20 protein-coding genes and 1 pseudogene are annotated in these 26,076 nt (G+C 72.2%); 9 read left to right on the top strand and 12 right to left on the bottom strand.

Translation table 11 applies throughout. The features are described 5' to 3' along the window. Positions 1 to 452 precede the first annotated feature (452 nt). Together F603_RS0103015 and F603_RS0103010 are read right to left on the bottom strand one after the other, a co-directional pair. Positions 453 to 2,408, bottom strand: coding sequence for an OmpL47-type beta-barrel domain-containing protein (locus tag F603_RS0103015; RefSeq protein WP_026328087.1), 1,956 nt, complete (start codon positions 2,406 to 2,408; stop codon positions 453 to 455). A 14-nt stretch (positions 2,409 to 2,422) separates the two neighbouring features. Then, entirely contained in the window at positions 2,423 to 4,738 is a 2,316-nt protein-coding gene (locus F603_RS0103010) for a ThuA domain-containing protein (RefSeq protein WP_019544534.1), read from the bottom strand. Between the two features lie 287 nt (positions 4,739 to 5,025). Here F603_RS0103010 and F603_RS0103005 point away from each other — a divergent pair, with 287 nt between their 5' ends. After that, on the top strand, positions 5,026 to 6,036 hold the full coding sequence (locus F603_RS0103005; RefSeq protein WP_019544533.1) for a multicopper oxidase domain-containing protein: 1,011 nt from the start codon (positions 5,026 to 5,028) through the stop codon (positions 6,034 to 6,036). Positions 6,037 to 6,223: 187 nt separating this feature from the next. Then, the gene (locus F603_RS0103000) at positions 6,224 to 6,976 is read left to right on the top strand and encodes a MerR family transcriptional regulator (protein WP_019544532.1); all 753 of its coding nucleotides are present in this window, start codon (positions 6,224 to 6,226) and stop codon (positions 6,974 to 6,976) included. A gap of 45 nt (positions 6,977 to 7,021) precedes the next feature. Here F603_RS0103000 and F603_RS0102995 read toward each other — a convergent pair whose 3' ends face one another. After that, positions 7,022 to 7,534 (bottom strand): O-acetyl-ADP-ribose deacetylase, encoded by a 513-nt coding sequence (locus tag F603_RS0102995; RefSeq protein WP_019544531.1) that lies wholly within the window; start codon positions 7,532 to 7,534, stop codon positions 7,022 to 7,024. Positions 7,535 to 7,737: 203 nt separating this feature from the next. Here F603_RS0102995 and F603_RS0102990 point away from each other — a divergent pair, with 203 nt between their 5' ends. Next, complete coding sequence (locus F603_RS0102990; RefSeq protein ID WP_019544530.1) at positions 7,738 to 9,027, top strand: exo-beta-N-acetylmuramidase NamZ family protein; 1,290 nt, start codon at positions 7,738 to 7,740, stop codon at positions 9,025 to 9,027. A gap of 195 nt (positions 9,028 to 9,222) precedes the next feature. Then, positions 9,223 to 9,695 (top strand): annotated as a pseudogene (locus tag F603_RS31480) (NUDIX hydrolase). A 206-nt stretch (positions 9,696 to 9,901) separates the two neighbouring features. Here F603_RS31480 and F603_RS0102980 read toward each other — a convergent pair. Genes F603_RS0102980 through F603_RS0102970 form a run of 3 tightly spaced genes read right to left on the bottom strand, consistent with a single transcriptional unit; the run spans position 9,902 to position 12,263 of the window. Continuing rightward, the gene (locus F603_RS0102980; protein WP_019544528.1) at positions 9,902 to 10,330 is read right to left on the bottom strand and encodes a RidA family protein; all 429 of its coding nucleotides are present in this window, start codon (positions 10,328 to 10,330) and stop codon (positions 9,902 to 9,904) included. Beyond that, the gene (locus tag F603_RS0102975) at positions 10,327 to 11,454 is read right to left on the bottom strand and encodes a mandelate racemase/muconate lactonizing enzyme family protein (RefSeq protein ID WP_019544527.1); all 1,128 of its coding nucleotides are present in this window, start codon (positions 11,452 to 11,454) and stop codon (positions 10,327 to 10,329) included. The genes F603_RS0102980 and F603_RS0102975 overlap by 4 nt, the downstream gene beginning before the upstream one ends. Next, positions 11,451 to 12,263, bottom strand: a complete 813-nt coding sequence (locus F603_RS0102970; RefSeq protein ID WP_019544526.1) for a creatininase family protein — start codon at positions 12,261 to 12,263, stop codon at positions 11,451 to 11,453. Before F603_RS0102970 ends, F603_RS0102975 begins: the two co-directional genes overlap by 4 nt. Before the next feature lie 41 nt (positions 12,264 to 12,304). Here F603_RS0102970 and F603_RS0102965 point away from each other — a divergent pair, with 41 nt between their 5' ends. Then, on the top strand, positions 12,305 to 13,270 hold the full coding sequence (locus tag F603_RS0102965) for an ROK family protein (protein ID WP_245600662.1): 966 nt from the start codon (positions 12,305 to 12,307) through the stop codon (positions 13,268 to 13,270). Positions 13,271 to 13,335: 65 nt separating this feature from the next. Here F603_RS0102965 and F603_RS0102960 read toward each other — a convergent pair whose 3' ends face one another. The 5 genes from F603_RS0102960 to F603_RS0102940 are packed head-to-tail and all read right to left on the bottom strand — an operon-like array spanning position 13,336 to position 18,539. Beyond that, on the bottom strand, positions 13,336 to 14,172 hold the full coding sequence (locus F603_RS0102960) for an ATP-binding cassette domain-containing protein (protein ID WP_019544524.1): 837 nt from the start codon (positions 14,170 to 14,172) through the stop codon (positions 13,336 to 13,338). Continuing rightward, positions 14,169 to 15,026: an ATP-binding cassette domain-containing protein gene (locus tag F603_RS31475; protein ID WP_019544523.1), complete on the bottom strand. Its 858-nt coding sequence runs from the start codon at positions 15,024 to 15,026 to the stop codon at positions 14,169 to 14,171. Before F603_RS31475 ends, F603_RS0102960 begins: the two co-directional genes overlap by 4 nt. Continuing rightward, complete coding sequence (locus F603_RS0102950) at positions 15,023 to 15,943, bottom strand: ABC transporter permease (RefSeq protein WP_019544522.1); 921 nt, start codon at positions 15,941 to 15,943, stop codon at positions 15,023 to 15,025. Before F603_RS0102950 ends, F603_RS31475 begins: the two co-directional genes overlap by 4 nt. After that, a complete protein-coding gene (locus tag F603_RS0102945; RefSeq protein ID WP_019544521.1) occupies positions 15,940 to 16,950 on the bottom strand; it encodes an ABC transporter permease in 1,011 nt (336 codons plus the stop codon). The genes F603_RS0102950 and F603_RS0102945 overlap by 4 nt, the downstream gene beginning before the upstream one ends. Next, on the bottom strand, positions 16,947 to 18,539 hold the full coding sequence (locus F603_RS0102940) for an ABC transporter substrate-binding protein (RefSeq protein WP_078503503.1): 1,593 nt from the start codon (positions 18,537 to 18,539) through the stop codon (positions 16,947 to 16,949). Before F603_RS0102940 ends, F603_RS0102945 begins: the two co-directional genes overlap by 4 nt. 54 nt (positions 18,540 to 18,593) lie before the next feature. Here F603_RS0102940 and F603_RS0102935 point away from each other — a divergent pair, with 54 nt between their 5' ends. Together F603_RS0102935 and F603_RS0102930 are read left to right on the top strand one after the other, a co-directional pair. Then, complete coding sequence (locus tag F603_RS0102935) at positions 18,594 to 19,418, top strand: IclR family transcriptional regulator (protein WP_019544519.1); 825 nt, start codon at positions 18,594 to 18,596, stop codon at positions 19,416 to 19,418. Beyond that, positions 19,415 to 20,464: a serine hydrolase domain-containing protein gene (locus tag F603_RS0102930; RefSeq protein ID WP_051096082.1), complete on the top strand. Its 1,050-nt coding sequence runs from the start codon at positions 19,415 to 19,417 to the stop codon at positions 20,462 to 20,464. The genes F603_RS0102935 and F603_RS0102930 overlap by 4 nt, the downstream gene beginning before the upstream one ends. Positions 20,465 to 20,516: 52 nt before the next feature. Here the strand turns inward: F603_RS0102930 and F603_RS0102925 are convergent, their stop codons facing one another. Further along, positions 20,517 to 22,376 (bottom strand): ABC transporter ATP-binding protein, encoded by a 1,860-nt coding sequence (locus F603_RS0102925; RefSeq protein WP_019544517.1) that lies wholly within the window; start codon positions 22,374 to 22,376, stop codon positions 20,517 to 20,519. A 108-nt stretch (positions 22,377 to 22,484) separates the two neighbouring features. On the opposite strand from F603_RS0102925, the gene F603_RS0102920 reads away from it, so the two are divergent. Together F603_RS0102920 and F603_RS0102915 are read left to right on the top strand one after the other, a co-directional pair. After that, a complete protein-coding gene (locus F603_RS0102920) occupies positions 22,485 to 22,931 on the top strand; it encodes a MarR family winged helix-turn-helix transcriptional regulator (protein ID WP_019544516.1) in 447 nt (148 codons plus the stop codon). An 87-nt stretch (positions 22,932 to 23,018) separates the two neighbouring features. Next, on the top strand, positions 23,019 to 25,973 hold the full coding sequence (locus F603_RS0102915) for an FAD-binding and (Fe-S)-binding domain-containing protein (protein ID WP_019544515.1): 2,955 nt from the start codon (positions 23,019 to 23,021) through the stop codon (positions 25,971 to 25,973). The last annotated feature ends 103 nt before the right edge of the window (positions 25,974 to 26,076 follow it).

Here is a 26,076-nt window from a genome sequence, read left to right as displayed (position 1 = left end):
CGCCGAGGTGCGCCCGGGCGCGGCGACATCCTCGACGTGCGACGAGCATGCAGCACCCCGGAAGCGGGCGGCCAGCAGCGTTGCCGGTTCGGCAAGTCGTGGGGGAACGGCGCCCGTTGCGGGTGCCGGAGCACGCGCCGGCGGCGCGAGGACAAGACGCGGGCCGTGACGGCACTTCGAGTGCGTACGGCCGCGCGGAACCACGCCGGCACCCTGAGCTCGCACGCCCGAGGGAAACCGCGCCGGCGCTCCAGGGACGCACAATCGAGCGAAACCACGCCGGCACCCCGCACGTGCACGGCGGGGAGGAGCCGCACCCCGGACGCGCACACCCGAGCAGCGCCGCATCGGCACCCCGAGCACGGGCACCCGACGCCGAGCGCGGCCCACCGCGAAACGTACCCGGCCGCCCGCGGAGACCCGCGGGCGGCCGGATTCGCGTGCCCCCTGTCTCAGGAGAGTGGCTTGATCCTCACGTCGCGGAACGAGGTGACGTCGGAGGTGCTGTGCGTCTGGAGTCCGACGTAGCCGGTGTCGTTCTGCCGGCCGTCGGTCCCCGGGTCGTCGTCGCGCGGTGGCGAGAAGTGCTGGCCCGGGGAGTTGCGGAACTCGTTGATCAGCGTGCCGTTGCGATAGACGGCGTAGGTCTGGCCGACGACGCGGATCTCGTAGTCGTTCCACTCCCCCTTCGGCGTGGGCAGCCCGCCGGCGTGGTCGACGAGGTCGAACCCGTAGACGGAGCCGGTCTTGTACTGGTCGCCGCCGGGCGCGTCGTTGATCTGGATCTCGTGCCCGTACTTGACCGCCACCCACTCGGGGCGTGACTCCTCCGGGTGGTCGTGGACGTTGGGGAAGCGGGTGAAGACGCCGCTGTTCGCCCGCCCGTCGCCCGGTGCGTCGTCGCGGAACTGGAGTTTGAGCGAGTAGTCGCCGAACTCCTCGTCCGGGTACCAGAGCATGCCCATGCCGTCGGTCTCCGAGCTGCTCGTCATGGTGCCGTCCTCGTTGAGGTCGAAGCCGCCGCCTCCGACGTGCTCCCACTTCTCGAAGGACGCCTCGGTGCCGTCGAAGAGCTTCTCGTACCCCTCGTCGTCACCCTCACCGATGCCCGAGGAGTCGGCAGCGTCGAGGATCTGCCGTCGCTCGTCGGCGTCGATGACGCCCTCGGCGGCGAGCGTGCGCGTCACGCCGCGCACGTGGCCGCGGAAGGCGTTGGGCGTGGTCCAGGCGCGCTCGTCCTGGATCACCTCGTTGACGGTGCAGCCGTCGGCGTTCTCCCGGTTGGGGACGTCGGTCTGCTGCTCGCCGACGAAGACGACCGGGCGGTCGTCCGTCTCGGGGCACTCCGGGTCGGGGTCGCCTCCGCCGTCCTCGACGACCGTGAACGTGATCTCGTGCGTCTCGGAAGAGTTGCCCGCGTTGTCGACGGCCCGGTAGGCGACGGTGTGCTCGCCGGCCGCGTGGACCATGAAGGGGCCTTCGTACTCGGTGAACTCCTCCCCGCCGAGGGCGTACTCGGTGGTGGCGACGCCCGACTCGGCGTCGGACGCCTCGATCGCGACCGTCGCCATGCCCACGTAGGCGCCGTCGGCGTCCTGTTCGCCCTCGATGCTCGCCGAGACCTCGGGCGGGGTGGTGTCGTCGCCCGGCGGTGCGACGACGGTGAAGTCCACGGAGTCCTCCTCCGAGACGTTCCCCGCGACGTCGGTGGCGCGGAAGGCGAGCGTGTGGTCTCCCGGTTCCGTCACCGCTACGGGCTCCTCGTACGGTGTGAACTCGGCGTCGTCCAGGGCGAATTCGACGCTGTCGACGCCGGAGGAGTCGTCGGTCGCCGTGAGCGTCGTCGTGGCGCTGCCGAGGTAGGCGCCGTCGGCGTCCTGCTCGCCCTCGACGCTCGCGGAGACCTCGGGCGGCGTGGTGTCCTCGCCGCCGCCCCCGTCGTCCTCGGTGACGACGAGTTCGCCCTCCATACCGAAGTGTCCCGGGATGGTGCAGTGGTAGTGGTAGACGCCGGGGGTCAGCTCCACCTCGACCTCGTGGCGGCCGCCGTCGGCGTCGTTGGGTCCGGCGAGGATGTTGACGCTGACGTCCTGGTTGTAGTCCGGGTCCGAGGTCGTGAACGTCAACGTGTGCTGCATGCCTGTGGTGTTGCCGGTCTCCGCGCTGTTCTCGAAGACGAGCGTGGCGGGTCCTGCGACGGCCGTCTCGGGCGCCGAGGTGTACTCGTCGAGGGCGTCCCCCGCGGTCCAGGTGAGCACCTGGTCGGCGGCCTTCCGGGCGTCCTCGCCGTTCGGCTGGGCCTGCGCCGTCGGCAGGACGGCGAGGCCGGCCAGCGTCAGGCAGATCGCTGCCAGCACCGCCATGAGGCGGCGTGGGGCACGGGGTCGTGCTCTGGTGTTCCGGGCCATTTCCTCTCCTCTCGTCAGGAACCCTTCGGCCCGATGTGGTCGTCAGGCAGCGGAGTCGGTGGGCCGCCCTGGTACGTCACGCGCCAGAGCGCCGACTTGGAGTCCGCGGTGAAGAACCCGCGGCCGTAGTCGAGGACGTAGAGCGAGCCGTCGGGGGCGAACCGCCAGTCCATGAGGTTGCCGACGCCGTCGTTGCCGATCGGGACGATGTCCTGGAGGCTCTCGGAGTGGACGGGGAGGCCGCCGCTCGTCGCGTTGGACGGGTCGAGGAGCACGGCGTTCCGCGGGTCGGAGTCGCTGTAGTCGCCGACGAACCACTTGCCGTCCCAGTACTCGGGCCACTTGACGTCCGAGTCGCTCTCGGCGTCGTAGCGGTAGACCGGGCCGTTCATCGCCGCCTGGCCGCCGCCGGAGAGCCAGGGCAACTTCAGCTCCTGCTCGTCCAGTTCGTAGCTGGGCACGCCGTTCTCGTCGCGCGGGAAGTCGGGACCGCCGCCCTGCGGCGAGTACCAGATGTTGTTGTCGCGGGCCGGTGGGAGGTCGACGAGGCCGTCGTTGTTGGGGGACTCGTTCTTGAGGTTGTCGCAGTCGTACCAGTCGAGCGGCGTCTCCGGGTCCGGCAGGTTGCGGTCCCTGTAGGGCTGCTTGTTGCCCATGCAGTACGGCCAGCCCTGGTTGCCCGCCTCACTCATCACGGCGAACGTGTCGTACTTCGCCGGGCCCCAGGTGGTCGACGGCTCGCTGGCGTCGGGCCCCACCCAGCCCGCGTAGAGCCAGTCGGTCTCCTTGTCGACGAAGATCCGCGACGGGTTGCGCACGCCCATGATGTAGATCTCTTCGCGCGTCTTGCCGCCGCCCTCCTCGTCTCCGGTGAAGAGGTTCCCCGCGGGGACGGTGTAGCTGCCGTCGTCCTCGGGGTGGATGCGGAGGATCTTGCCGTTGAGGTTGTTGGTGTTGCCGGCGGTCCTGCGCGCGTCGGAGAACGAGGTTCCCTCGAAGGAGGGTTCGGGGTTGTTGCCCGAGTAACCGTCGCTGAACTGGGAGGAGTTGTTGTCTCCCGTGGCGATGTAGAGGTTGCCCTCGGAGTCCCAGTCCATGCCTCCGCCCGCGTGGCAGCAACTGTGCACCTGGACGGGCCAGGAGAGGATCTCCTGCTCGGACGCGGTGTCGAGGGTGTTGGTCTCCAGGTCGAAGGTGAAGCGGGAGAGGCGGCGCTCGGCGAGGTGCTTCTCGCGGTCGATCCCCTCGTGCGGCGTCCACTGGAGGTAGAGCCAGCCGTTCTCGGCGAAGTCCGGGTCGAGGGTGATGCCGAGCAAACCCTCCTCGTTCTTGACGAGTTCCTCGCCGCCGCCCTTGTTGCCGAAGACGTCGAGCGAGCCGGCCTTGGTGACCTCACCGCTCTCCGGGTCCCAGACGTGGAGCGTGCCCTCGCCGAGGCCGACCTGCGGGTCGTCCCAGTCGGTGACGACGGGGCTGCTGGGCATCCCGCCGCCGCGGCCGATGTAGAGCACCCGGCCGTCGTCGGCGACGGCGAGGCCGTGCGGCTCTCCGATCTGGTCGAGCTGGTCCTCCTGGTTGGGCTCGGTGACGCGCTCCGCCTGGTAGTTGGCGGAGATCGCGGCCTGGCAGTCGGCGCGTGCGAGCCGCGTCGTCCACAGCAGAGCCCCGCGCAGGTGGGTGCGGAGGTTCTCGGAGCCGAAGCTCTCGGCCGTGCCGCCCATGCCGGTGTAGAAGGAGCGTCCGCCCTCGTAGTCGCGGCACCACGAGACGGGATGGTCCCAGCCGAGCGCGCCTTCACCCGGGTCGTAGGACTGTTCCCGGACACGGGCGACGGTGTGGACCGAACCGCTCGGGTTCTCCTCCCAGTTGGCCCACACGTCGGTGTGGTTCCACTCCAGGGGGAGGCTCTCCGTCGCCGGGTGGGTGCGGTCGCCCACCTCGACGACGGCCTTCTGCGCCCCGTCGGGGCCGCCGTCGGCCGCACGGGCGCCGAGGAGCCCGGTGAACCACTCGGAGTCGGGCTGCGCCGCCGAGGCGTCGTGGACGCCGAGGAACCCGCCGCCGTCCTCGATGTATCCCTGGAACGCGGCCTCCTGGTCGGCACTGAGGACCGCGCCCTCGGCCGAGAGGAAGACGACGGCGTTGTACTGCTGGAGGTTGTCGGCGGTGAACGCGCCCGGGTCGTCGGTGGCTTCGGTTTCGAAGGTCTCGCCGTCCGGTGCCGCGTCGCCGATCTCGGTGATCGCCTCGATCCCCGCGCGGGTCAACCCGTCCGGGGCCTCGGCCCCGTGGAAGACGAGCACCTGGGGTTCGTCGGCGCTGCCGGGCATCGCGTCGGCTCTCGCCACGGACGTCCCGGTCGTCGCGGTGGCGCCCGCTAACAACGAGAGAATCACTGTGGCGGTGAGCGCCAGACCGCCTTGTCTGCGTCGCATGGCTTCGTCCACCTCTCATAGGTGACAGCAACGCCCAAGGAAGCTAGACCCCTTTCGCCGCTACGCCAATGGCTATGACCAGAGTTGGACGGACTTTGTCTTTAGGGTGGGCAAACTCGGCCGGGTTTCCTAACATGATGCGCCGTCAACGTCGATTGCACGGCGACCGAGGAAGGTTGCGCATGACGCGATCACGCTTCTCCCGGAGATCCTTCGCCACCGGCGCCGCCCTCGCCGCCCTCGCCCCGGCCGGCCTCTCCTCCGCCGCCCCGCGGAAGGACGCCGCGCCGGGCGAGGTCCGCGACATCACGCTCTACGCCGAGCCGGTCGGCGAAGACCTGATGGGCTACGGACTCGAACCCGGCAAACCGACCATCCCTGGGCCCCTGTTGGAGATGAACGAGGGCGACACCCTCAACATCGAACTGGTCAACAACCTCGACGTCGCCGCCAGCCTCCACGTCCACGGCGTCGACTACACCATCGAGAACGACGGCACGGCGATGACCGACAGTGTGGTGCAGCCGGGCGAGAGCCGCGTCTACACCTGGGAGTCGCACGCCCCGGGCGAGCGTGAGGACGGCACCCTCATCCCGGGCAGCGCCGGCTACTGGCACTACCACGACCACGCCGTCGGCACCGACCACGGCACCCAGGGGCTGCAGAAGGGGCTCTACGGTGCGCTCGTCGTACGGCGCCAGGGGGACCCGATCCCCGACAAGCAGTTCGTCGTCGTCTTCAACGACATGACGATCAACAACAAGACCGGCGCCGAGGGCGACGAAGTCCCCGATTTCACCGCGCAGTCGGGCGAGCGTGTGGAGTTCATCCAGATCACGCACGGCGAGTTCTACCACACCTTCCACGTCCACGGGCACCGCTGGGCCGACAACCGCACGGGCCTGCTCGCCTCCGCCGACGATCCGAGCCGCATCATCGACGACAAGCTCACAGGCCCTGGCGACTCCTTCGGCTTCCAGGTGATCGCGGGCGAGCACGTCGGCCCCGGCGAGTGGATGTACCACTGCCATGTGCAGAGCCACTCGGACATGGGCATGGCCGGTCTCTTCATCGTCACCGACGAGAACGGGGAGGTCCCCGGCGGCGGAGGCGGACACGAGGGACACGGCGGCGGCACGGCCGACTCCCCGCGTCCGAAGGGGGGTTCGGGCCCGGACCACTCCGGCCACTGACCAACCGCCCCGGGGACGCCGCGCACCTCCCCCGCCGCGGCCACCCGACCCGCGCCGCCTCCTGCCCTTGCCACCTGGGACAGGAGGCGGCGCGTGCTCGGGTGGCCGGCTTGCGCTTGCCGCTGCGTCAACTTCTACGGTCCTTCGTGCGGCCGGAGATACCGGCCCGGCGAGGGAAGGCGGGGCGATGGCCTGGTCGATCGCGGAGGTTGCCCGGATGTCCGGGGTGACGTCCCGGACACTGCGCCACTACGACGAGACCGGACTGCTGCCGCCCGCCGGCATCGGCGGCAACGGGCACCGCTACTACGGTCAGCCCGAGCTGCTGCGGCTCCAACAGATCCTGCTGATGCGGGAGTTGGGAGTGGGGCTGCGGGAGATAGGTGCGGTCCTGGAACGCCGGCGCGACCAGGTGAGCGTCCTCCGCGAGCACCGCCGGAGGCTGCTGGCGGAGCGGCAGCGCCTGGAGACGCTCACCCGCACCGTCGAGCGGACCCTCGCCTCCCTCGAGGAAAGCAGGGAGACAATGCAGATCAACAGGCCGGAGAACCTCTTCGAAGGGTTCCAGCCCGCACGCGTCGAAGAGGAGGCGCGCGAGCGGTGGCCGGAGCAGTGGGAGCAGTCGCGGCAGGTCGTCGAGACGATGACCGCGGAGGAGACGGAGCGGTGGCAGCGCGAGGTGACAGCGCAGCTCATCCGCGTGGCCGAGCTCATGAGCGCGGGAGCACCCGTCGACGACCCGGCGGTGCAGGCCGAGGTGGACGCCCACTACCGGGGCGTGTGCCGGTTCTGGACGCCGAACGCCGCGGCGTACAGGGGACTTGGGCAGCACTACGTGGAGGACCCGGACCTGCGCGCCAACCACGACAGGGTCGCCGACGGCCTCGCCGTCTACCTGCGCGACGCGATGGTCGCCTACGCGCGCTCCGAGCTGGACTGAGCGGCTCCGGGGGTTCCGCTGCCGGGTCCCGCCCCGGCAGCGGGGCTACAGCTCGGCCTCGTAGGCCCGGTAGGCGTCGTCCCCGAAGAGTACGAACCTGATCTCCTCGAACCCCTCGCCCTCCGCCCGCACCGTGCCGAGCGCGATCCGCGCCGCGTCCGCGAGGGGCCAGCGGTAGACGCCCGTCGAGATCGCCGGGAAGGCCACCGTGCGGGCGCCCAATTCCCGGGCCACACGCAGGGATTCACGGTGCGCGGAGGCGAGCAGCCCGGAGCGGTCCTCGGACTTCGCGTGGACGGGGCCCACCGTGTGCACCACCCACCGGGCCGGCAGCCGGCCGGCGGTGGTGGCGACGGCTTGTCCGGTGGGCAGCCCGTCGACGTGGCTGGTGGCGCGGAGGTCCCGGCAGGCGGCGACGATCTCCGGTCCGCCCCTGCGGTGGATCGCGCCGTCGACCCCGCCGCCGCCGAGCAGCGAGGAGTTGGCGGCGTTCACCACCACGTCGACGTCCTGTTCGGTGAGGTCCCCGCGGACGAGGGTGAGCTTCGGCTTCGGCATACGGGCCATCCTCGCACCGCGCGCCGTGTCCCCAACGGGCGCCGCACAGCGCGGCGTGCACCCTGGACGGCGCGCGGGGGCTGTCGTCGCCCGCGGCGCGCAGATACCTTGTGCGACCGCGCCGCCGCACATCTTGGACGGGCGTGCACGTACCCGAACTCCCCGTGCCGGCAACGGCGCACCTCCCGGAAGGACGGTTCGCGATGTCCCCGAGACCCTCCCGCCGCACCCTGCTCGCCGGCGGTGCCGGCACCGCGCTCGCCGGACAGCTCCTCGCACCCGGCGCCGCGGCAGCCACGCCCGGCGCGGCCCGGCACGTCGTGCCGGGCGCCGACGCCGCCGCCCGCGAGGGCTGGCGGACGCTGCGCGGCCGGCGGCTCGGCGTCGTCAGCAACCCGACGGGGGTGCTGCGGGACGCGCGCCACATCGTCGACTCGATGGCGGAGCAGTCGGGCGCAGGCGCGCTCGACGTGGTCGGCGTCTTCGGCCCCGAGCACGGGTTCCGCGGCAGCGCCCAAGCCGGCGAGTCCGAGCCCGAGTTCGAGGACCCGCGCACCGGGCTCACCGTCTACGACGCCTACGGGGCCGACGCGGCGAAGCTCGCCGGGCTCTTCGAGGACGCCGGCGTGGAGACCGTCGTCTTCGACATCCAGGACGTCGGCGTCCGCTTCTACACGTACATCTGGACGATGTACCACGCGATGGTCGCGGCGCGCTCGGTGGGCGCGCGCTTCGTCGTCCTCGACCGGCCCAACCCGCTGGGGCGCCGCGTCGACGGGCCGCTGCTCACCGAGGAGTTCGCGTCGGGCGTCGGGCTGAAGCCGATCGTGCAGCAGCACGGCATGACCGTCGGCGAACTCGCGCGCTACTTCGACGGGGAGCTCCTGCCCCACGAGGGCGAGGGCGGCTCGGTCGAGCCCGAGGTCGTCCGCGTACGGGGGCTCGACCCGCGGGCCACCGCGCAGCAGCACGGGCTCCCCTGGGTGCCGCCGTCCCCCAACATGCCGACCCCCGACACCGCGACCGCCTACGCGGGGACGGGGTACTTCGAGGGCACCAACCTCTCCGAGGGACGGGGCACCACGCAGCCCTTCCAGTTCATCGGCGCCCCGTACCTCGACCACCGGTACAGCGACCGGCTCAACGCCCTCGGCCTGCCCGGCGTCCGGTTCCGCGAGGGTTACTTCGTGCCGACGTTCGGCGACCACGAGGGCGAGACCTGCGCGGGCGTCCAACTCCTCGTCACCGACCCGGCGCGGTACCGGGCGATCCCGACGGCGGTGGCGATGCTCGCGGCGGCCCGGGCCTACGACGGGTTCGCCTGGCGCAAGGACGCCGACGAGAAGCGCCCGTACTGGATCGACAAGCTCTCCGGCTCCCCCAGGCTGCGCACCATGCTCGACGACGGCGCCGGCTGGGAGCGGGCCACCGCCGCCTGGCGGGACGAGGTGCGCCGGTTCGAGCAGCGGCGGCGGCCCTACCTCCTCTACTGATCGGCCGCCCGGCCCGGCGAGGCTCGCACCGGACCGCTCACCGGGAGAACGTCATCTTCCCGGCCTCCGGCACGAGTTGGAGCAGGACGCAGGCGACCACGGCAGCGATGGCGAAGCCTTCACGACGTCAGGCCGGGCCGGTTGCCGTCCAGCTCGTCGGACGCAGGGGCACACGCGCTGGGGGAAGGCTGAGCGGTGGCACGCACCGAGTACTACGACGATCCCGACGCACCCGAACCCAACAGCCTGGTGGTCGCCGCCTCGGCCGCCGTCACCGATGGGGAAGGGCGCATCCTGCTCCAGCGGCGCGCCGACAACGGCCTGTGGGCGCTTTGCCCGGCGGGGGCATGGAGCCGACCGAGTCGCTCCCGGAAGCGGCCGTGCGCGAGGTCAAGGAGGAGACGGGGCTCGACGTCGAGCTCACCGGCCTCGTCGGCACGTACACGGACCCGCGGCACATCGTCGCCTACACCGACGGCGAGGTGCGGCGGCAGTTCAACGTGTGCTTCGCAGCCCGCATCACCGGAGGCGAGCCGGTGCTCTCGGAGGAGTCCACGGAGCTGCGGTTCGTGCCGCCCGACGAGTTGGACGAGCTGCCCCTGCACCACACGCAGCGGATGCGCGTCCGGCATTTCCTCCGGCACCGCTCGGCGCCGTACTTGGGATAGCCGCGAAGCCGACAGCACGCGCGGCGAGGCGCCGTCGCAAGCGGCGTCGAGGCAGGCCCCGGGCACGTCGGCGCACCGAAGCCTGCCCCGGGCCTCCGGCGCCAACTGCCGCAGTACCGCGACGGGCGGGCGACGCCGGCACCCGGCCCGGTCGCGGCTGCGCCGGGGTGCGCCCTGCGGCGGCGGGGCGCACCCCGGCGCAGTCCTCATTCGGGGACGGCGGCCACGACGTCGATCTCCACCAGGATGTCCATCAGTTCGGAGCCCACCGTGGTGCGCACCGGGTACGGCGGCGTGACGAACTCGCGGTAGGCGGCGTCGAACTCGCCGAAGTCCCGGTGGAGTTCGGCGAGATGGACGGTGACCTTCACCACGTGTGCGAAGGAGAGACCCCGCGCTGCGAGCACCGCGCCGACGTTCCGCAGCACCTGCCGCGTCTGCTCGCCGATGCCCTCTGGCACGCGTCCTGTCGCCGGGTCCTGGGGGCCGAACCCCGCGGTGTGGAGCAAGCCGCCGGCGACGAGCCCCTGGCTGTAGGCGCCGGCGGGCTGCGGCGCCCCCGCGGTGACGACCGGTTCGCGCCCTACCGCGTCCGCGGCCGGACGGGAGGCGGGGTTGAGAGGTTCGTCGGTCATCGGGTCAGGTCTCCTTCCCGCTCGTTGACGGCCGCGTAGTGGCGCAGCTTCTCCTCGTCGACGCGGACGCCGAGTCCGGGGCCCGAGGGAGCGCGCAGGCAGCCGTCGTTCAACGGAAGCGGCTCGATGATGTCGTCCGCATGCAGGTAGTACATGCTGTCGATGGCGCGGGAGAGCACCGGGGTACTGGTGACGACGGCGAGGTGGGCGGCGGTGGCGATGCCGAGTTCGCCGCCGCTGTGCAGGTTCATGCCGAGCCCGAAGGTCTCGCAGTGCGCGGCGAGCGCCTTGGTGGGGCCGATGCCGCCCCACTTGTAGACGTCGCCGTGGATGACGTCGACGGCTCCCAGGCGAACCGCGGGCGCGAAGTCCTCGAACCGCACGACGCACATGTTGGTGCAGAGCGGGATGCGGACCTTGGCGCGGACCTGGCTCATCCCCTCGATTCCCGTGCAAGGGTCTTCGAGGTACTCCAGGTCGAGCTCCTCGAGGGCGATACCGGCGCGGACCGAATCCGGCACCGACCAGGCGGCGTTGGGGTCGACCCGCAGATGGACGCCGGGCAGCGCCTCGCGCAGCGCCCGCAGGATCGCCACGTCGCCCGCGACGTCGGTGGTGCCCTTGAGCTTCACCGCGCGGAACCCGCCCTCGGCCACGACGGCGGCCGCGTGCTCGGCGAGGGCCGCGGGCAGGTCGGCCGAGCGTGACGCGGGGGCATCGGACCGGGTGATCAGTGCGGTGATCGGTACCTCTGCGCGGATCGGGCCGCCGAGCAGGTCGGTGAGGGACTGGCCGCTCGCCTTGCCGATCGCGTCCCAGCAGGCGACGTCGAGCGCGGCGAGGGCGGCGTAGCCGAGGTAGCCGTGGAAGAACGGCACCATGTGGTGCCTGCGGTGGAACGCCTCCAGCGCGAACGGGCTGGTGCCGACGAGCTCTTCGCCGAGCTGCTCGACGAGCGCAGCGACGGGGCGTCCCCACATCGTCTCGCCCCACCCCTCGATCCCGTCGTCGGTACGGATGCGCACCACGGTGCGGGTCTCGCCCGTCTTCGTCTCGAAGGAGCTGGTGAACGGGTTGATCAGCGGCAGGTTGACGACCTGCACGTCGACATCGGTGATCTTCATGCTGCTCCTCGGGACGGGGCGGTGGCGGTGGCGAAGGCACGGACGGCGGCGGCGAGTCCGCGGGCACGCGCCTCCAGGAGCCGTTCTCCGGTGGCGGTTTCGGCGGTGGAGGCGTCGTCGGTGGCACCACCGACACGCGCCCACTCCCCGTACCGCTCGACGGTGAGGCCCGGATACGGCGGAGCGTCGAAGAGCGGCGGCGGGTCGACGGGCGGACGGGGCACGACCGGCGTGCGCACCAGGTCGGGGTGGGCGGCGAGCATCAGGGAGGTCTCGAACCAACCGGCGTGCCCCGGTGTCGCCTCGGGGCGTTCGGCGTCCGAGAACTCCGTGCCCTCGGCGAGCGTCCAGTAGGAGCAGGCGGCAAGGGTGACGTCGGCGCGCAGCGCGTAGCGCTTCACGGCGAGTCGCATGATCTCGTCGTTGCCGCCGTGCCCGTTGACGAGCAGGACGCGGCGGTAGCCGGTGACGGCGAGGGAGTCGAGTACGTCGTGGAGGACCGCGGAGAGGGTCTGCGCGGAGAGGGAGACGGCGGCGGCGAAAAGGTGGTGCGGACTGTGGCCGAACGGCAGCGTCGGCAGCCGGACCAGCTCGGGGACGTCGGCGTCCGTGGCGAGGAGCGCCTCGGCCCGGTCCACGGCCGCCTCGACGAGGAGCGCGTCCGTGCCCATCGGCAGGTGCCCGGCATGCTGCTCCTGGGAGCCGAGCGGCAGCACCGCGATGCCTTCTTCCGCCGCGGCGCGGACCTCGTCGCTGGTGAGATGTGCCAGCCGGCGGGGTCCGCGGCGGTCGGTGTTCGTGCCGCTCATTGCGCTACCCCCGCGGTGGAGGGACGTGGCAGAGTCGCCCCATGGCTCATGAACGTGCTCCTTTGCGGTTGGTTCCGGATACGGCGGCGGAGCCCGTGCCGAGCGCCGCTGTGCCGCTGTTGGGGGCCGTCGAGCTGGTGCCAGGGCGGATAGGCGCCGCCGTGCTGAGCAGGTCGGGCGAGATCCTGGCGCGCGCGGAGGCGACGTTCGATGCGGCGGCGGGGACCCGCGACGAGATCGACGCGGCTCTCGCCCGGGCCGCCGGCGTCTTCGCCGGCGCCAGACCGCTCGGCGTCGGAGTGGCCGCGCCGGGGCTCGTCGACCCCGAGGCGGGCCTGGTCGTGGAGGTCAACGACGCGCCTGCGCTGAGCGGTTACCCGGTCGCGCGGCGTCTCGGGGAGCTCGTCGACGCACCGGCCCGGGTGGAGCACCGGGCGCGGCTTCAGGTGCTCGGCGACCGCTGGTTCGGTCCGGGGCGCGGGCGGCGGACCTTCGCTTCGGTCTCCACCGGCGAAGTGCTCGGCGTCGGGCTGCTGTTCGACGGCGAGGTGGTGGCGCCGCCCGGCGGGCGGAGCGGTGCGCACATGACCGTCTCGGCCCACGGCGAGCGGTGCGGTTGCGGGGCACGCGGCTGCTGGAAGACCGTCGCGACGACCCGTTGGCTGCGCGGCGCAGCCGAGCAGGCGGGCCTGGGCACCGGTGCCACGCTCGCCGCGCTGGTGGCGGCGGCGCCTGCGAGGGAGGCGGCGCGGCGGGTCGTCGAGGAGTACGCCGGCAACCTTGCGCTCGGCCTCGTCAACGTCCAGCATCTCTTCGCTCCCGGCCTGTTCGTCCTGCACGGCGAGGCGCGCGAGGGCGGCGAGACGTTCCGCGAGCTGGTGGAGCAGGGGCTGCGTGCGGGTCTCGCCGCGCCGCAGGCGGAGCAGCCGCGGGTCTCCGTCGGCAGCGGCGCCGTCGACGACGTCGCGCTGCTCGGTGGGGCGGGGCTGGTGCTCTCCGCGCAGTAGGCGAGCGGCCGTCCGCGGTGCGGGGCTCTTCCGGGGTCGGGGAAGCGGCCTCCTCGGTGCGGTACTCATCCGGCAGCCTCCGTCGTGGTCCTTCCGCGCCGTGCGGCGCGCGGGTCGGGGACGGGAACGGCGTCGAGGAGCTGCCGCGTGTACGGGTGCGCCGGCTCGGTGAAGAGCTGCGCGGCCTCGCCGAGTTCGACGAGTCGGCCTCGCCGCATCACCGCGACGCGGTCGGCGACCTGCTGCACCACGGCGAGGTTGTGCGAGACGAAGACGTAGGTGAGACCGAGACGCTGCTGGAGCTCGGCGAGCAGGTCGAGGACGCGCGCCTGCACCGAGACGTCGAGGGCGCTGGTGGGCTCGTCGAGCACCACGAGGCGCGGGTGCAGCGCGATCGCGCGGGCGATGGAGATGCGCTGCCGCTGGCCGCCGGAGAACTCGTGCGGGTAGCGGTCGCGCATCGCCGCGTCGAGCCCGACGGACTCCAGCAGCTCCCCGACCCGCTCGGCGGTGCGCGCACGGTTGCGGCGGCCGCGGGCCTGCGGGTCGTGTGTGACGAGCGGTTCGCCGACGATGTCCACGACGCGCATCCGCGGGTTCATGCTGGAGTACGGGTCCTGGAGGACCACCTGCATCCGCGCGCGGACGTCGCGGAGTCGGGCCGGTGCGAGGGCCGTCAGGTCGCGCCCCTCGAACCGGACGGTGCCCGAGGTCGGTTCGAGGAGGCGGAGCAGCAGCCTGGTGAGCGTCGTCTTGCCGCAGCCCGACTCCCCGACGACGGCGAGCGTTTCACCCTCGCCGACCGTGAGCGAGACGTCGTCGACGGCTACGGCGCCGCCGCGGAAGACCTTGCGGAGCCCGTCGAGGGCGAGCAGTGGTGCGGGGGCCGGGGAGGGAGTCACACCGTCTCCAATCGGGGCGTGGCGGCGAGGAGTCGGCGGGTGTAGTCGTCGGCGGGCCGATCGAAGACGTCGAAGACGGGACCGGTCTCGACGACTTCGCCGCGGTGCATCACCGCGACGCGGTCGGCGGTCTCGGCGACCACGCCGAGGTCGTGGGTGATCAGCACCACGGCCATGCCGTGCCGGCGTTGCAGGTCGACCAGGAGGTCGAGGATCTGCCGTTGGACGGTGACGTCGAGCGCGGTGGTCGGTTCGTCGGCGATGAGCACCCGCGGCCGGACGACGAGCGCCGCGGCGATCATCACCCGCTGCCGCAGGCCGCCGGAGAGCTCGTGCGGGAACTGCCGGTAGCGGCGCTCCGGTTCGGGGATTCCGACCTCTTCGAGCGCGGCGAGCGCGGCGTGGCGGGCCTGGCCGCGGGAGGTGCCGCGGTGGTGCCGGAGTGCCTCCGCTACCTGCGGCCCGACGCGTTGCAGTGGGTCGAGACTCGTCATGGGGTCCTGGAAGACCATCGCGACTCCGGCTCCCCGTACCCGGCCGAGCTCGCGTTCTCCCGCGCGCAGCAGGTCCTGCCCGTCGAACCGGATCTCCCCTGCGGCGTAGACGCACGGGGGCTGCGGGTTGAGTCGCAGCACCGAGAGCGCGGTGGCGGACTTGCCGCTGCCCGACTCCCCCACGACGGCGAGCGTCTCGCCCTCGCCGACGCGGAGGTCGACGCCACGCACCGCGTGCACGACGGACGACTCCAGTACGAAGTCGACGCTGAGGCCGCGTATGTCGAGGAGCGGGTCGGGCTGCTCGGGCGGCGCCGAAGCGGCCGGGGAGCGCGGGGTGTTCGGCCTTGGCTGTGTCATCTGCGGTACGCCTTCGGGTCCGCGACGTCGCGCAGGGCGTCGCCTGTGATGTTGATCGCGAGCGAGGTGAGCATCAGGGCGACGCCGGGAAAGACGGCCACCCACCAGGCGGTGCCCAGGTAGAGCTGCCCGTCGGAGAGCATGCCGCCCCAGGTGACGGTCTCCTTCGGCACGCCCAGGCCCAGGTAGCTGAGCGAGGCCTCGGCGACGATCGCCGTGGCGACGTGCAGCGTGCCGATGGTGGCGAGCGGTGCGAGGACGTTGGGGAGCAGGTGGCGGCGCATGATGGTGGCGTCTGTGACGCCGATGGCCCTGGCTTCGGTGACGAAGTCCCTGGTACGCAGCGACAGCACCTCGGACCGGACGACGCGTGCGTAGGCGACCCACCCGGTGAAGCCGAGTACGAGGATGACGTACCACAGCCCGGAGCCGAGGAACCCGACGATGGCAAGGGCCAGCAGGATGGCGGGGAAGGCGAGTTGCACGTCGGCGAGGCGCATCAGCACCCGGTCGAGCCAGCCGCCGAGGTAGCCGGAGGAGAGGCCCACGACGGTGCCGACGAGACCGGCCAGCAGCGCGGCACCGGCACCGACGAGGAGCGAGACGCGGGTGCCGTAGAGCACCCGGGCGAGCAGGTCGCGGCCCAACTGGTCGGTCCCGAGGAGGTGTTCGGCGCTGCCGCCGGACTGCCAAGCGGGCGGACGGAGACGGACCAGCAGGTCCTGGTGGGCCGGGTCGTGTGGCGCGATCAGCGGTGCGAGGACGGCCGCCGCGGCGGCGAGGACCAGGAACCCCAGTGCGCAGACGGCGAGTCTGTTGCGCAGGAGGGAGCGCAGCACTCCCGTGCGGGAAGCCCCGGCCGCGCCCGTGCCCCGGGCGCTGGTGGGCGTCGCTTCGTTGGTGGTCGAGTCGGTCAACGGGAGCTCCTCACTCTCGGGTCGAGGAGGCTGTAGGAGAGGTCAACCAGCAGGTTGACCACGACGAAGGTCGCGGCGAAGAGCAGCACGGTCGCCTGGACGAGCGGGAAGTCCCGGTTGGCGATCGCCTCGACGGTCAACTGCCCGACACCCGGCCAGGAGAAGACGCGCTCGGTGAGGATCGCCCCGCCCAGGAGGCTGCCGACCTCCAGGCCGACGACGGTGACGACGGGCAGCGAGGCGTTGCGCAGCCCGTGCCTGAGGACGGTCTTGACGGGGCCGAGGCCCCGTGCACGCGCGGAGCGGATGTGGTCGGAGCTGAGCACGTCGATGAGCGAGGAGCGCAGCAGCCTGGCGACGACGGCGACCGAGTACACGGCGAGCGTCACCGCCGGCAGTACGAGGTGGGCGAGGGTGCCGTAGCCGGAGGCCGGGAGCACCTGGAAGGTGACGGCGAAGAGCAGGATGAGCAGGATGCCGACCCAGAACGGCGGTGTGGACTGCCCGAGGAGCACCGTGGCCATGACACCGCGGTCGGTGGGCCGGCCGCGGCGCATCGCCGCGACGATGCCCGCAGGCACGGCGATCAGCAGCGTCAGCACGAGGGCGCCCGCGGCGAGTTCGAGGGTGGCGGGGAGCCGGTCGGCGAGCACGGTGCGGACGGGCTGGTTGTAGAAGAGGGAGTCGCCGAAGTCGAACCGGGGCAGCCCGCCGAGGTAGTGCAGGTACTGGCTGAGGAGCGAGCGGTCGAGACCGAGGCCGGCTCGCAGCGATTCCTCCTGCTGGGCGGTGGCGTCCGGCGGCAGGAGCGTCTTGACCGGGTCGCCGGAGAGCCGTACCAGGAAGAAGGCGACGGTGGCGGTGCAGAAGAGCACCAGCAGGGCCGTGCCGAGGCGGAGCGCGACCTGGCGCAGCACACGTGCGACACGTCCTGCGTCCTTCGCGTCGCCGGCTGCCGGCGGTTCGGTGGCCGCAGGAGACGGTGGGCTCACGGTCGTACCGGTCATGACGCCACCTCCGCGTCGCCCATCGCCAGGATTCCTGCGGCGCCGGGGTGCCACCTCGGGCGCTGGTTGCGGGCGTAGACGTTGTCGTACTGGAAGAGCGGGACGAACGGCGCCTCGGTGCGCACGAGTCGCTGGAGGTCGGAGAAGGCGGCCCGGCGCCGCTCCGGGTCGACGGACTGCTCCTCGACGTCGATCAGCCGGTCGGCCTCGTCGGAGTGCCAGCGGCTCTGCCGGCGGTCGCTGCGCACGTTGGACTGGAGCATCGAGGAGCCGTCCATCGTCCACACGGTGCTCGCCGCGAGGTACATCGGGCCGAGGGCACCGTGGTTGTCCGAGGTGAGCCGCTGCGAATAGGTGCCGGGGTCGAGCAGGGAGACCTTGGCGTGCACGCCGGCCCTGGCGAGGAGCCCGGAGAGCGCCTCTGCGACGTTGGCGTCGACGTTGGAGGCGGTGAGGGTGGTGGTGAAGCCCTGCGGGTAGCCGGCGTCGGCGAGGAGCTTGCGGGCGGTGGTCACGGAGCGCTCGAACGGCTTGACGGACCCGTCGAAGCCGAAGGCGCCGCGCGGGATCATCGCGGGGACCTCGGCGGCGCGCCCGCCGAGCACCGCCTTGATCAGCAGCGGGACGTCTACCGCGTGGTTGAGGGCCTGCCGGACGCGGCGGTCGCGGAGGGGGCCGCGTTCGAGGGTGTTGAGGGAGAGGTAGGCGGTGCGGATGCCGGTGTCGTTGTCGACCTTCACACCGGTGTACCCCTCCAACTGCTCGGCAGCGTCCGGGGTGAGGCCGGTGACGAGGTCCACGCCACCGCTCTGCAACGCGGCGAGGGAGGACGAGGCATCGGGCGCCGGCGTGAAGACGAGTTCGGAGACACCCGGCCGGCCGCGCCAGTGCTTCCCGAACGCCCGCATCCGCATCTCGTGATCGCGCCGCCATTCGACGTACCGGAACGGGCCCGTGCCGACGGGGTGTTGGGCGAAGCCGCGCTCACCGACCTCCGCCAGATAACGAGGGGGGACGACGGCGCCGCCGAAGAGGGAGAGCTTCTCCGGAAGGATCGGATCGTGGATCTCGGTGTGCACTTCGACGGTGTACCGGTCGACGACGGTGACCTCTCGGACGTAACGCAGCTCCACGATGGGCGACTTGGTGGCCGGGTCGAGGACCCGCTCGATGCTGGACTTCACCGCGCGGGCGTCGCAGACCTCGCCGTTGTGGAAGGTCACGCCGCGACGGAGACGGAAGCGCCAGGTGGTCGGCGACGTCGCCTTCCAGTCGGTGGCGAGGCCGGGACGTAGGCGGTCGTCCGCGCCGCGGGCGGTGAGCGTGTCGAAGATGTTGATCAGCACATTCATCGAGACCATGTCGCCCTGTTTGTGCGGGTCCATGGTCTTCGCGTCGCCGGGTTGCGAGACGCGGAGGACGTCCCCGACATCGCCGCCGCCCGTGCCGGCCGCGCTTCCGCACCCGGTGAGCAGGGGCGGGGCGGCGAGCGCCGGAACCGCCAGGGCGCCGAGCCTCAGCAACTGGCGGCGGCTGGGCGGTTCCTGGCTGCCGGCCGGACAACGCCCCGCTCTCCCTATCCGTTCCATCGAACAACACATCCGTTCCGAAAGATGGAATGCGATTGCGTTAAGCTAAGCGCCATGGGGAAACCGGTCAACACCCGTCCGAGTCCGCAACTCGCAGCAGGCGGCGGTCCCGTCGAGAAGGCGATGGAGCTCCTGGAGGTCCTGGCGGAACCCGGCGGGCCGCACCGCCTGGCGGCCATCGCCCGGCGCACCGGCCTCGCCAAGCCAACGGTCCACCGGCACCTGCGCACACTCGCGGAGTTCGGTTTCGCCGAGCCGACCGAGGACGGCGCATACCGCGCGGGCCCACGCCTGTTGGGGCTCGCCGCCACCACGCTGCACACCACCGACGCGGTGCGCCGCGTCCAGCCGTACCTCGCCGACCTGCGCACCCGCACCGGCCAACTCGCCTACTACGCCGTGCGCGACGGCCGCGAAACGGTGTGCATAGCCCTCTCCGAGGCACCCCGGGGCCACCGCACCACCCTGTACCCCGGCGCCCGCGCCCCCTTGCACGCCGCCGCCCCCGGGCTGGCACTGCTCGCGGTGCTGCCGCACGCCGAGTTGGACGCCTTCCTGGATTCCGGACCCCACGCAGCACTCACCCCGCACACCCGCGTGGAGCGCGCCGCGCTCGCCGAGACGGTGGGCGAGGCGACCGAGTCGGGGTACGCGGTGGACGAGGAGTTCGAGGAGCAGGACACGGTGGGCGTAGCCGCGGCCGTCCACGACGCGGACGGACAGCCGCGCGGTGCGCTCGCGCTGCGCGGCCTCGCCTTCACCCTCGATCCGACGAGCGTCAGCCTCTACGGGCCGATGGTTCGCGCCGCCGCCCGCGCCCTGTCCGCCGAACTCGGCGCCCGACCGGGCGCGTTGGACCTCGTGCGGGGGCAGCGATGACCGGCCCGGCAGACGCCGGCGACCGGCTCCGGCGCGTGGTGCAGCGGGGGCACGAGGAACGCGTCTACTCGGCCGCCGCATGGTCGACGGGTGCCGCCAACGGACGTCATGACGCGCGGGGTTGGCTCGGTACGCGTCGATGGGGCGGAAGGCCGGTGGACGGCTCCGAGCTGTGGGACCTCGCCTCGGTGACCAAACCGATCGTCGGCCTGGCGGCGCTCGCTCTCGTGGAACGCGGCGTCCTCGGCCTCGACGACACCGTCCGCGGTCGCCTCACCGATTTCCGGGAGGCCCCGTGCGCCGGGGCTACCGTGCGGCACCTGCTGACGCACACCTCCGGCCTGCCGGGACAGGTCCGGCTGCACCGCCGACACCCCACGCGTACCGGCCTGTTGGACGCGGTCCGGGTGACGCCGCTCCGCTCGGCACCGGGGACGCGGGTGGAGTACTCCTCGCTGGGGTTCATCGTGCTGGGCCTGCTGCTGGAGGCCGTCACGGGGCGCGGACTCGACGCGTTGGTGGACGAACTCGTCTGCGCACCGCTGGAGATGACGCGCACCTCCTTCAACCCCTCGGCTGCGCCCGGCCGTTCGTTCGTCGCCACCGAGGAGTGCCCGTGGCGCGGCCGCGTGGTGCACGGCGAGGTCCACGACGAGAACGCGGTGGTGCTCGGCGGCGTCTGCGGGCACGCGGGACTCTTCGCGCCGTTGCCCGACGTCGAACGCCTCGCCGCCGCGATGGCCGGCGACGGCGGCGGCGTTCTCACCCCCGCCACGTTGCGCCTCATGACGTCGCCCCACACCGACGACCTGAACCTCCGGCGCGGGCTCGCGTGGCAAGGGCTGGACGCGCAGGACTCCCCCGTCGGCCCGGCGTTCGGCCCGCGTTCCTTCGGGCACACCGGGTTCACCGGCACCAGCGTGTGGATCGACCCGCTGCGCGGCCGTTACGCGGTACTGCTCACCAACCGGGTGCATCCGACCAGGGACGGGGACGGCATCCGACGGGTGCGGCACGCGTTCCACGAAGCCGCGGCACTGCCCTGAGCCGGAACCCGTCGCAGCGCGAGCCCCGTTCCGCAACGCCGACGCGCGCCGCTCACCCCACCGCCGGGTCCGCGGCCCGTGCGTCCCTGCGCACCAGCGCCGCGTATCGACCGTCGGCGGCGAGGAGTTGGTCGTGCGTGCCGCGCTCCGCGATGCGGCCCTCGTCGAGGACCACGATCTGGTCGGCGTCGGCGATCGTGGAGAGGCGGTGGGCGATGGTGACGGTGGTGCGGCCGGCGGAGAGTCCGTCGACGGCCTGTTGGACGGCGCGCTCGGTACGGGTGTCGAGGGCGCTCGTCGCCTCGTCGAGGATGAGCACCGGCGGGTCCCGAAGGATGGTGCGGGCGAGCGCGAGGCGCTGCTTCTCGCCGCCGGAGAAGCGGTAGCCCCGTTCGCCGACGACGGTGTCGTACCCGTCGGGCAGCGCGGCGATGTGCTCGTGGATCTGCGCCGCCCGGGTGGCCGCCCGGAGCTCGGCGTCGGTGGCGTCCGGCTTGGCGAAGCGGAGGTTCTCGGCGACGCTCGCGTGGAAGAGATAGGTCTCCTGCGAGACGACGCCGACCGCCCGGGAGAGCGTCTCGAAGTCGAGGTCCCGCACGTCGACTCCGTCGAGGGTGACGCGTCCGCCCGTGACGTCGTAGAGGCGGGGCACGAGGTAGCTCAGCGTGCTCTTGCCCGAACCGGTCGCGCCGACGACGGCGAGGCTGCCGCCGGCGGGGACGGTCAGGTCGATGCCGGTGAGGGTGTTGCCCCGCGCGGGCTCCGGCTCCGTCCCGGCGCCCGGTTGGACGGGGAGCGTGCCGGCCGCGTAGGAGAAGTCGACGCTTTCGAAGCGGACTTCGCCGCGCACCTTCGGCAGCCGCCTGGGCCGCTCGGGCTCGGTGATGTCGACGGTCAGGTCCAGGTACTCGAAGATCCGCTGGAAGAGAGCGAGCGACGTCTGCATCTCGACACCGGTGTTGAGCAGCGAGACGGTGGGCCGCAGCAGCCCCTGCTGAAGGCTGACGAAGGCGACGAGGGTGCCGAGCGAGAAGCCGGGCCCGCCGAAGTGCACAAGCATCCCCGCCGCCCAGTACAGCAGCGCGGGAATGGCGCCCATGACGATACTGATCACCGACATCCGCCACCGTCCCGCCATGTGCGAGCGGACCTCCAGGTCGAGGAGGCGCTCGGACTCCCCCGCGAAGTCCTGGGTGAGCGAGTCGGCCCGGCCCATGGTGCGCCCGAGGAGGATGCCGCTCACAGAGAGCGACTCGGTGACGGTCGCGGACATCGAGGCCATCTGCTTCTGCCGCTGGGTAGTGATCGTCTTCCGCTCGCGCCCGACGCGTCGGCTTATCCAGACGAAGAGCGGGAGCAGCAGCAGCGAGACGACGGTGAGCCGCCAGTCGAGCGCGAGCATCGCGACGACGGTGGCGACGACACCGGTGAGGTTGGAGACGAGCGAGGTGGCCGTGGAGGTGACGGTCGCCTGCATGCCCCCGATGTCGTTGGCGATGCGCGACTGCACCTCGCCCGTGCGGGTCCGCGTGAAGAAGGCGAGCGGCATTCGCTGGAGCTTGGCGTAGACACCGGTGCGCAGGTCGTGCATGACGCGCTGGCCGACCGTGGTGCTCAGCAGCGTCTGGAGGACGCCGAAGATGCTGGTGGTGACCGCCGTCAGGATCATCCCCAGCGCCAGCAGGCTGAGCAGTCCGGTGCGCTGCTGGGGGATGGCGACGTCGAGCACCTCGCGGAGCAGGAAGGGCGAGGCGACGGAGACGAGGGAGGAGGCGCCGACCAGCAGCCCGACGAGGGCGAGCCGGCCGCGGTAGGGGCGGAAGAGGCGGACGATGCGGCGCACCTGTGCAGGTTTGCGTGCGGTGTCGGGGCCCTTGGTGGGCGTGGTCGAGTCGACGGTGAGGCTGCTCAACGGGCTCCTCGGGATCGGGGCGGATGGGTGCGTAAGGGACGCGTCCCGGAAGGGTAGTGCATTGTTACCTGTGTTCACAATGAACTATCCCCTGTTATGCTACGGCGCATGGCAGCCCACCCCGACCGCGACTCGGCCGACGACCTCGCGGACCAGCTCCTCCTCCTCACCCGCCGGCTGCACCACGCGCACCGGCACAACTTCGCCCCCCTCGGCCTCACCCCCGCGCAGGGGCGCCTGCTCGGCACCGTCGCGCGGTGCCCCGAACCGCCCCGCATGGCCGACCTCGCAGAGCGCCTCGGCGTCGTCCCGCGCCAGGTGACGAGCCTCGTCGACGCGTTGGAGGAGCGCGGGCTGGTGCGGCGGGTCCCGGACCCGGCCAACCGCAGGGCGACGCGGATCGAGCTCACGGACGAGGGCGCGCGTGCCCTCAAGACGCTGCGACGGGTGCGCCGTTCGGCCGCCGAGGAGCTCCTCGAACCGCTCACGGCCGCGCAGCGCGAGGAGTTGAGCCGGCTGCTCGGCCTGCTGGACACCGGACGCCGGCCGCGCTGACCTCTGGCAGACAGGGGGACGCCGCCCGTGGTAGGGCCGCAACTATCCTGTGTGGGCGTACCACCCTGCGAGAACCGGAGGCCAACGGTGCCCTTCCTCGAACCCGAACCAGGCGCCCTGCGTCCCACAGGGAAGCCCGACCGCACACCGTCCGCCGACCGGGTGGCCGACGACCGCGCCGGCGGCGCCCCCGAGCGGCTCCGCCGCGACCTGGAGCGCCTGCTCGGCACGGAGAAGGTGCTCTGGAAGGTCTCCGACCTCGTCAAGTACGCCTCGGACGCGAGCCCTTACCGCTTCGTGCCGCTCGTCGTGGTCCTCGCCGAGGACGCAGAGGACGTCGCGGCCGTGCTCGCCTACGCACGCGGCAACGGGCGCAACGTCGTCTTCCGCGCCGCGGGCACCTCGCTCAACGGGCAGGCGCAGGGCGAGGACATCCTCGTCGACGTCCGGCGGCACTGGGCGGGCGTCGAGGTGCTCGACGCGGACGGGCACCGGGCCCGCATCGGCCCGGGAACGACCGTGGTGCGCACCAACGCGGCGCTGGCGCGGTACGGGCGGCTCATCGGGCCCGACCCGGCGAGCGCGATCGCCTGCACCGTCGGCGGCGTCGTCGCCAACAACGCGTCCGGCATGACGGCGGGCACCACCCGCAACTCCTACCGGACCGTCGCCTCGCTCACCGCCGTCCTCCCGAGCGGGACCGTCGTCGACACCGGGGCCCCCGACGCCGAGGAGCGGCTCGCCGCAGCCGAACCCGAGTTGTGCAAGCGCCTGCTGGAGCTGAAGGCCGAGATCGAGGCGGACGAGGAGCTGGTCTCCCGCATCCGCGCCAAGTACACGCTGAAGAACACCAACGGCTACCGGCTCGACGCCTTCCTCGACGCGGACACCCCCGCGCAGATCCTCCGCGGACTCATGGTCGGCTCCCAAGGCACCCTCGGCTTCCTCTCCGACCTCGTCTTCGACACCCTCCCGCTGCACCGCCGAACCACTGCCGGGCTGCTCTTCTTCCCCTCCCTCCAGGCCGCCGCCTCCGCCGTGCCGCACTTCAACGAGGCGGGGGCGCTCGCCGTCGAGGTGATGGACGGCAACACGCTGCGCGCCTCGGTGAGCGTCGCGGGCGTGCCGCAGGACTGGGCCGAACTGCCGCACGGGACCGCGGCGTTGCTCGTCGAGTTCCGGGCACCCGACGAGGCGGAGCAGGAACGGCAGGAGCAGGCGGCACGGCGGGTGGCGGAGGGGCTGGACCTCGTCGCGCCTGTACCGTCCGTCACCAACGAGTTCACCAGGGACGGCGCGACGATCTCCGGGTACTGGAAGGCGCGCAAGGCGTTCGTCACCGCCGTGGGCGGCTCGCGGCCCTCCGGTACGACACTGATCACCGAGGACTTCGCCGTGCCGCCGGCCCGGCTCGCCGAGGCGTGCGAGGCGCTCCTCGAACTTCAGGAGGAGCACGGTTTCGACGCCGCCGTCGCGGGCCACGCCGCCCACGGCAACCTCCACTTCCTCCTCGCCTTCGACGCGGCAGCGCCGGCGGACGTCGCGCGGTACGCGGCGTTCATGGACGACTTCTGCCGGCTGACCGTCGAGCGCTTCGACGGCTCCCTCAAGGCCGAGCACGCCACCGGACGCAACATCGCGCCCTTCCTCGAAATGGAGTGGGGCCCGAAGGCGACGGGTCTGATGTGGCGGGTCAAGGAGGCGTTCGACCCGGACGGCGTGCTCGCGCCGAGGGTCCTCCTCGACCGCGATCCCCGGGCGCACCTGCGGGGACTGAAGAGCATCCCGCAGGTCGAAGCCGTCGCGGACCCGTGCATCGAGTGCGGGTTCTGCGAACCGACCTGCCCCAGCGGGGACCTGACCACCACGCCCCGCCAACGCATCGTCCTGCGCCGCGAGATGATGCGCCAGGCGTCGCACTCCCCCGTCGGCGACGAGCTCCTCGACTCCTACGGCTACGACGCCGTCGACACCTGCGCGGGCGACTCCACCTGCAAGCTCGCCTGCCCGGTGGGGATCGACACGGGCGCCATGATGAAGGAGTTCCGGCACGCCAGGCACTCACCTCGCGAGGAGCGCACCGCCGCGCGCACCGCCAAGAGCTTCGGCGCCGTCGAGCGCTCGGCGCGGCTCGCCGTCGCAGCGGCCGACCGGGTGCGCGACCGGCTCGGCGACCGGCTCCTCACCTCGGTGACCGGCGCCGCCCGCAAGGCGGTGCGCCCCGACCTGATGCCGGAGTGGCTCACCGAACTCCCCGGCGCCGCCGCGAAGCGGCTCCCGGCGACGGACCGTTCACAGGCGAGCGCCGTCTACTACCCGGCGTGTGTCAACCGCATCTTCGCCGACCCGCCTTCGGAGGGCCGCGAGCCCACGCTCCCCGAGGCGATGGTGCTCGTCTCGGCGAGAGCGGGGCGGCCGGTGTGGATTCCGGAGGACGTCGGCGGAACTTGCTGCGCCACCATCTGGCACTCGAAGGGGTACCGCGAGGGCAACGAGGTGATGGCCAACCGCATCGTGGAGTCGGCCTGGCAGTGGACGGACGGCGGTGAACTGCCGCTCGTCGTCGACGCCTCCTCGTGCACCCTGGGCATCGCCGAGGAGGTCGTCCCCTACCTCACGCCCGCCAACCGCAAGCTCCACGAACGACTCACCATCGTCGACTCACTGGTCTGGGCGGCCGAGGAGCTGCTGCCCCGACTGGAGGTGGTGCGCCGCTCGGGCTCCGCCGTCGTCCACCCGACGTGCTCGATGGAACACCTCGGCGACGCGGACCAGTTGACCCGGCTCGCCGAATCCGTGGCCGAGGAGGTCGTGGTTCCGCTCGACGCGGGCTGCTGCGGCTTCGCCGGCGACCGCGGCATGCTCCACTGGGAGCTGACCGCCTCAGCGACCGCGAAGGAGGCCGCCGAGGTCCGCTCGCGCGACTTCGACGCGCACCTCTCCGCGAACCGCATGTGCGAGATCGGCATGTCCCAGGCGACCGGCGGGCGCGGCTACCGCTCGGTGGTACTGGAGCTGGAGCGCGCGACGCGTCCGGAGTAGGACCTGCCCGGCACCGTGCGGCCGCCGTCCGGAGGTAGCGGTGCGCGGTCTCGCCGAAGGCGGCCCGGAAGGTGCGCGAGAAGTGGGCCGGTGACGTGAGCGA

It is taken from the genome of Streptomyces sulphureus DSM 40104 (genome assembly GCF_000381025.1).
Classification (GTDB): domain Bacteria; phylum Actinomycetota; class Actinomycetes; order Streptomycetales; family Streptomycetaceae; genus Streptomyces; species Streptomyces sulphureus.
Note: the sequence above shows the minus strand (reverse complement) of the source record. Positions and strands in the feature narration are given on the sequence as shown.

What these genes read in the sequence shown, in the direction of transcription:
- F603_RS31475 (WP_019544523.1), bottom strand. Translation starts at nt 15,026, where the DNA reads ATGACACAGCCAAGGCCGAACACCCCGCGCTCCCCGGCCGCTTCGGCG.
- F603_RS0102990 (WP_019544530.1), top strand. Translation starts at nt 7,738, where the DNA reads ATGTCCCCGAGACCCTCCCGCCGCACCCTGCTCGCCGGCGGTGCCGGC.
- F603_RS0102945 (WP_019544521.1), bottom strand. Translation starts at nt 16,950, where the DNA reads ATGACCGGTACGACCGTGAGCCCACCGTCTCCTGCGGCCACCGAACCG.
- F603_RS0102970 (WP_019544526.1), bottom strand. Translation starts at nt 12,263, where the DNA reads ATGAGCGGCACGAACACCGACCGCCGCGGACCCCGCCGGCTGGCACAT.
- F603_RS0102930 (WP_051096082.1), top strand. Translation starts at nt 19,415, where the DNA reads ATGACCGGCCCGGCAGACGCCGGCGACCGGCTCCGGCGCGTGGTGCAG.
- F603_RS0103015 (WP_026328087.1), bottom strand. Translation starts at nt 2,408, where the DNA reads ATGGCCCGGAACACCAGAGCACGACCCCGTGCCCCACGCCGCCTCATG.
- F603_RS0102980 (WP_019544528.1), bottom strand. Translation starts at nt 10,330, where the DNA reads ATGACCGACGAACCTCTCAACCCCGCCTCCCGTCCGGCCGCGGACGCG.
- F603_RS0102995 (WP_019544531.1), bottom strand. Translation starts at nt 7,534, where the DNA reads ATGCCGAAGCCGAAGCTCACCCTCGTCCGCGGGGACCTCACCGAACAG.
- F603_RS0102965 (WP_245600662.1), top strand. Translation starts at nt 12,305, where the DNA reads ATGGCTCATGAACGTGCTCCTTTGCGGTTGGTTCCGGATACGGCGGCG.
- F603_RS0102975 (WP_019544527.1), bottom strand. Translation starts at nt 11,454, where the DNA reads ATGAAGATCACCGATGTCGACGTGCAGGTCGTCAACCTGCCGCTGATC.
- F603_RS0102935 (WP_019544519.1), top strand. Translation starts at nt 18,594, where the DNA reads ATGGGGAAACCGGTCAACACCCGTCCGAGTCCGCAACTCGCAGCAGGC.
- F603_RS0103005 (WP_019544533.1), top strand. Translation starts at nt 5,026, where the DNA reads ATGACGCGATCACGCTTCTCCCGGAGATCCTTCGCCACCGGCGCCGCC.
- F603_RS0102920 (WP_019544516.1), top strand. Translation starts at nt 22,485, where the DNA reads ATGGCAGCCCACCCCGACCGCGACTCGGCCGACGACCTCGCGGACCAG.
- F603_RS0103000 (WP_019544532.1), top strand. Translation starts at nt 6,224, where the DNA reads ATGGCCTGGTCGATCGCGGAGGTTGCCCGGATGTCCGGGGTGACGTCC.
- F603_RS0103010 (WP_019544534.1), bottom strand. Translation starts at nt 4,738, where the DNA reads ATGCCCGGCAGCGCCGACGAACCCCAGGTGCTCGTCTTCCACGGGGCC.
- F603_RS0102940 (WP_078503503.1), bottom strand. Translation starts at nt 18,539, where the DNA reads ATGGAACGGATAGGGAGAGCGGGGCGTTGTCCGGCCGGCAGCCAGGAA.